Origin of the sequence: Streptomyces sp. NPDC038707, assembly GCF_040636485.1 — a bacterium.
Taxonomy (GTDB): domain Bacteria; phylum Actinomycetota; class Actinomycetes; order Streptomycetales; family Streptomycetaceae; genus Streptomyces.
Genome location: NZ_JBEZUP010000035.1, coordinates 21,393 through 26,809, shown reverse-complemented (window position 1 = coordinate 26,809; position 5,417 = coordinate 21,393). Strand labels below are relative to the sequence as shown.

At 75.2% G+C, this 5,417-nt stretch carries 1 protein-coding gene; it reads left to right on the top strand.

Annotated features, from left to right (window positions below; all coding sequences use genetic code 11):
* Positions 1-16: 16 nt before the first annotated feature.
* On the top strand, positions 17-5,386 hold the full coding sequence (locus AB0E62_RS32670; protein WP_362202077.1) for an SDR family NAD(P)-dependent oxidoreductase: 5,370 nt from the start codon (positions 17-19) through the stop codon (positions 5,384-5,386).
* The last annotated feature ends 31 nt before the right edge of the window (positions 5,387-5,417 follow it).

Sequence of the window (5,417 nt, the reverse complement as noted above, 5' to 3'; positions counted from 1 at the left end):
GGGAGGGAGATTTTCGGTGACCACACCCAAGGACAGCACCGACAAGGTCGTCGAGGCGTTGCGGGCGGCCGTGAAGGAGACCGAGCGGCTGCGTACGCAGAACCAGCGGCTGGTCTCGGCCGCCACCGAGCCGATCGCGATCGTCGGCATGGCGTGCCGGTTCCCGGGCGGCGTCGCGTCGCCCGAGGATCTGTGGCGGCTCGTCGCCGCCGGCGACGACGCCATCACGCCGGTCCCCGCCGACCGCGGCTGGGACATCGGGGAACTGACGGGCGGCGACACCACGCTGCTCGGCGGCTTCCTGCCGGACGCCGCCGACTTCGACCCCGCCTTCTTCGGCATCTCGCCGCGCGAGGCGCTGACGATGGATCCGCAGCAGCGGCTGCTGCTGGAGACCTCGTGGGAGGCGTTCGAGCGGGCCGGCGTCGACCCGGCGTCACTGCGCGGCAGCCGGACCGGCGTGTTCGTCGGCACCAACGGCCAGGACTACGCGTACCTGATGGTGCGCTCACCCGCGGAGAGTACGGGTGAGGTGGGCACCGGCATCGCGGCCAGCGCCATGTCCGGCCGGCTCTCCTACACGCTGGGCCTCGAGGGGCCGTCGATCACGGTGGACACGGCGTGTTCGTCGTCGCTGGTGGCGCTGCACTGGGCGGCACAGGCCCTGCGCGCCGGCGAGTGCACGCTGGCGCTGGCCGGTGGTGTGAACGTGATGAGCACGCCCGGCGCGCTGGTCGAGTTCTCCAAGCAGGGCGGCCTCGCTCCGGACGGGCGCTGCAAGGCGTTCGCCGACGAGGCCGACGGTACCGGGTGGGCCGAGGGCGTCGGCATGCTCCTGCTGGAGCGGCTGTCCGACGCCCGCCGCAACAACCACCGGGTGCTCGCGGTGGTGCGCGGCTCGGCCGTCAACCAGGACGGCGCGTCCAACGGCTTCACCGCGCCGAGCGGGCCGTCGCAGCAGCGGGTGATCCGCGCGGCGCTGGCCAACGCCCGGCTCACCGAGGACGACGTCGATGCCGTGGAGGCGCACGGCACGGGTACCGCGCTCGGCGACCCGATCGAGGCGCAGGCACTGCTGGCGACCTATGGCCGTGACCGGGAACGCCCGCTGCTGCTGGGCTCCGTGAAGTCGAACCTCGGGCACACCCAGGCCGCCGCGGGCGTCGCAGGCGTGATCAAGATGGTGCAGGCGATGCGGCACGGCGTGCTCCCGCGCACCCTGCATGCCCGCAATCCGTCCTCGCACGTGGACTGGTCGGCGGGCTCGGTCGAGCTGCTGACCGAGGAGACGCCCTGGCCGGAGACGGGACGGCCGCGCCGTGCCGCCGTGTCGGCGTTCGGCATCTCCGGCACCAACGCGCACGCCGTCCTGGAGCAGGCGCCCGAGCCGCCGCCGGCCGGGCAGAGCCCCGTGCCCGACGCGGTGGTGCCGTGGATCGTGTCCGCCCGTACGCCGCCCGCACTGCGGGAACAGGTCGCGCGGCTGGTCGCGCACGTCGGGGCGACGACGAGCGCCGCCGACGTGGCCGCCGTACTGGCCACCGGCCGCACCGCCCACGAACACCGTGTCGCCGCCGTCGGCCGTGACACCGCGGACCTCGCGGCGGCGCTGTCGGCGTGGGTGTCGGGCGACCCCGCGCCGGGCGTGGTGTCGGACACCGCCGCGCGGACCGGGAAGCTGGCCGTGCTGTTCACCGGCCAGGGCTCGCAGCGGCTCGGCATGGGCCGCGACCTGCACGCCCGGTTCCCGGTGTTCGCCGAGGCCTTCGACGAGGTCGTCGCCGAGCTGGACCGGCACCTGCCCGGATCGGTCCGTGACGTCTCCTGGGGCGCCGACGCCGACACCCTGAACAGCACGAACTGGTCGCAGCCCGCCCTGTTCGCCGTCGAAGTGGCGCTCTACCGGCTCGTCGAGTCCTGGGGTGTGCGGGCCGACCTCGTCGCCGGCCACTCGCTGGGCGAGATCACCGCCGCACACGTGGCCGGGGTGCTGAACCTGGCCGACGCCTGTCGGCTGGTCGCCACCCGCGCCGTGCTGATGGGTGCGCTGCCGGACGGCGGCGCGATGCTCGCCGTGGCGGCGACCGAGGAGGAGGTCGCGCCGCTGCTGGACAGCGCGGTGTCGGTGGCGGCGGTCAACGGTCCGACGGCGGTGATCGTCGCCGGCGACGAGGACGCGGTCGAGCGCGTCGCCGCCGCGGCCGACGAGCGAGGGTGGAAGCACAAGCGGCTCACGGTGTCGCACGCCTTCCACTCGGCGCACATGGACCCGATACTGAGCGACTTCGCCGACGCCATCGCGGGCATCGAGTTCGGCGACGCACGGATCCCGCTGGTGTCGTCGGTGTCCGGAACGGTCGCCGAGGCGGCGCGGATCCGCGACGTCGCCTACTGGGTGGCGCACGTGCGGCGGCCGGTCCGGTTCGCCGACGGCGTCCGCGCGCTGCTCGCCGCCGGGGCGACGACCTTCCTGGAACTGGGCCCCGACGCCACGCTGTGCGCGTTGGTCGAGGGCATCGCGCCGGATCCCGTCACCGCCATACCCGTGCTGCGTGCGGGCCGCGACGAGGAGACCACCGTGGTGGGCGCGCTCGCGAGGCTGTTCGCACGCGGTGAGCACGTCGCGTGGGACGCGTTCTTCGCGCCGCTCGGGACGCGTCCGGTGGACCTGCCCACCTCCGCGTTCCAGCGCTCCCGGTTCTGGCCGGACGGCGGTGTGGGAGGCGACGTCGCGTCGGCCGGGCAGTCGGCGCTCGGCCACGCGCTGCTCGGCTCGTCCGTGGAACTGGCCGGCGACGGCGGCGTGGTGCTCACCGGCCGGCTCTCCCTGGCCACCCAGCCGTGGCTGGCGGACCACGTCATCCTGGGCCGGATCCTGTTCCCCGGCACAGGGTTCGCCGAGCTGGCGCTGCGCGCCGCCGACGAGGTCGGCGCGGGCGTCGTCGAGGAGCTGACCCTGTCGGTGCCGTTGGAACTGCCCCGGCACGGCGCCGTCGCCGTCCAGGTGCGGGTGGGCGCCGCCGGCGAGGACGGCCGGCGTTCGGTGGGCGTCTGGTCCCGCGACGCCGAGCACGCCGGCGAGTGGCTCCGGCACGCCGCGGGCACGCTCGGCGCCACAAGGCCCGGCACCGGTACGGACTTCGCGGCGGCGTGGCCGCCGCCCGGCACCGGCCAGGTCGACCTGGCGGGCTTCTACGACGGCGGTGACTACGGGCCCGCCTTCCAGGGACTGCGCGCGGTGTGGCGGCGGGACGGCGAGGCGTTCGCGGAGGTGGCGCTGCCCGCCACGGCCCGGGGTGCGGACCGTATGGGCATCCACCCGGCGCTGCTGGACGCCGTGCTGCACGCCGTCGGCTGGGTCGAGTCCGCGGACGGCGGCCGTGGCGTGCTGCCGTTCTCGTGGGAGGACGTGACCCTGCACCGCACGGGCGCGACCACGCTGCGCGTGCGGCTCACCCGCGGCGGCCACGAGGCCGTCGGCATCGAGGCGGTGGACGGCGCGGGCCGGCCCGTGGTGTCCGTGGGCAGGCTGGTGCTCCGTGCGCCGTCGCAGGAGGACACGGCGCACCGTCCCGACTGGCTGTTCCGCGTCGACTGGACACCGCTCGCCGTCCGGCCGGTGACCGGTACCTTCGTGGTGCTCGGCGCCGAGCCGGGTGGACTCGCCGGCGCGGTGCGGCACGACACCGTCGACGCCGCGCTCGCCGCCGGACCGGACGTGGTGTTCGCGCCGCTCACGGGTGCTTCCGTGCTCGACGCGACGACGCGGGCGCTCGGCCTGGTCCAGGAATGGCTCGCCGACCTGCGCGCCGAGGACGTGCCGCTGGTGTTCGTCACCGACGGCGCCGTGTCCGGGGCGGACGTCCCCGGCGCCGGGGTGTGGGGCCTGGTGCGGACCGCACAGGCCGAGAACCCGGGACGCTTCGTGCTGCTCGACGCCGCCGCCGAGGAGTGGCCGCTGCTCGCGGTGGCACCGGAACTGGTGGCGGCGGGGGAGACCCAGGCCGTCATCGAGGACGGCACCGTGAAGGCCGGCCGGCTGGCCCGGTTCGCCGGTGAGGAGCGGCCCTCCGAGTGGAACCCGGACGGCACGGTGCTCATCACCGGCGGGACCGGTGGCCTCGGCGCGCAGCTGGCCCGGCACCTCGTCGCGGAGCACGGTGTGCGGAAGCTGCTGCTGCTCAGCAGGCGCGGCCCGAAGACGCCGGGTGCGAGTGAGCTGGCGGCCGAGCTCACCGGGCACGGCGCGGACGTCGACATCGTCGCCTGCGACGTCGCGGACCGCGACGCCCTGGCCGCCGTCCTCCAGGGACGCACCGTCACCGCCGTGGTGCACACCGCGGGTCTGCTGGACGACGGCGTCGTCACCGCGCTCACCCCGGAGCGGCTCGACGGCGTGCTGCGGCCCAAGGTGGACGCCGCCCGGCACCTGCACGAGCTGACGGCCGACCTGGACGCGTTCGTGCTGTTCTCCTCCGTCGCGGGCACGCTCGGCAGCTCCGGCCAGGGCAACTACTCAGCGGCGAACGCCGCCCTCGACGCGCTCGCCCGCGAGCGGCACGCGGACGGTCTGAAGGCGCTGTCGCTGGCGTGGGGTCCGTGGTCGCAGGACGCCGGTATGACCGGTGCGCTGACCGAGGCCGACATCAAACGCATGGCGGATTCCGGCTCCGCGCCGCTCACCGTGCCGCAGGGGCTCGCCCTCTTCGACGCGGCCGTCGCCGCCGACGAGCCGGTGCTCGTGCCGCTGGCGGTACGCCCCGGCGCCCACGGCGGCGCGCCGCATCCGCTCCTGCGTGACCTCGTGCGCACGCGACGCCGGCGCCCGGCGGCCGACGCGACACCGCCGGTGCCGGTCACGGACCGGCTCGCGGGGCTGGACGAGCAGGCGCGTACGCGGTTCGTCCTGGACCTGATGCGCGCCGAGGTGGCGGCAGTGCTGGCGCACGACTCCACGGACGACATCGCCGACGACCGCGAGTTCCGCGACCTGGGCATGGACTCGCTGACCGCCGTGGAACTGCGCAACCGGCTCGCGGCGGCCACCGGGCTGCGGATGTCCGCGACCCTGGTGTTCGACTACCCGACCCCCGCCGCGCTCGCCGGCCACCTGCTGTCCCGGCTCGGCGGCACGGCCACCGCCGAGGCGCAGGCCCCGAACCTGCTCGCGGAGCTGGACCGGCTGGAGTCCGCGCTCGCGGGCGCCGATCCCGACCCGATCACCCGCGCCGGCATCACGGCCCGGCTGCGGGGCCTTGCAGCGCAGTGGGCCACGGCCGACGCGGCACCCGGCGGCGAGGCCGTCACGGAACAGATCTCCTCGGCCAGCACCGACGAGATCTTCGCCTTCATCGACAACGAGCTCGGCCGGATCAACGACCGGTGAACACCCCTCACTCCGCACCGAAAGGCAGCCA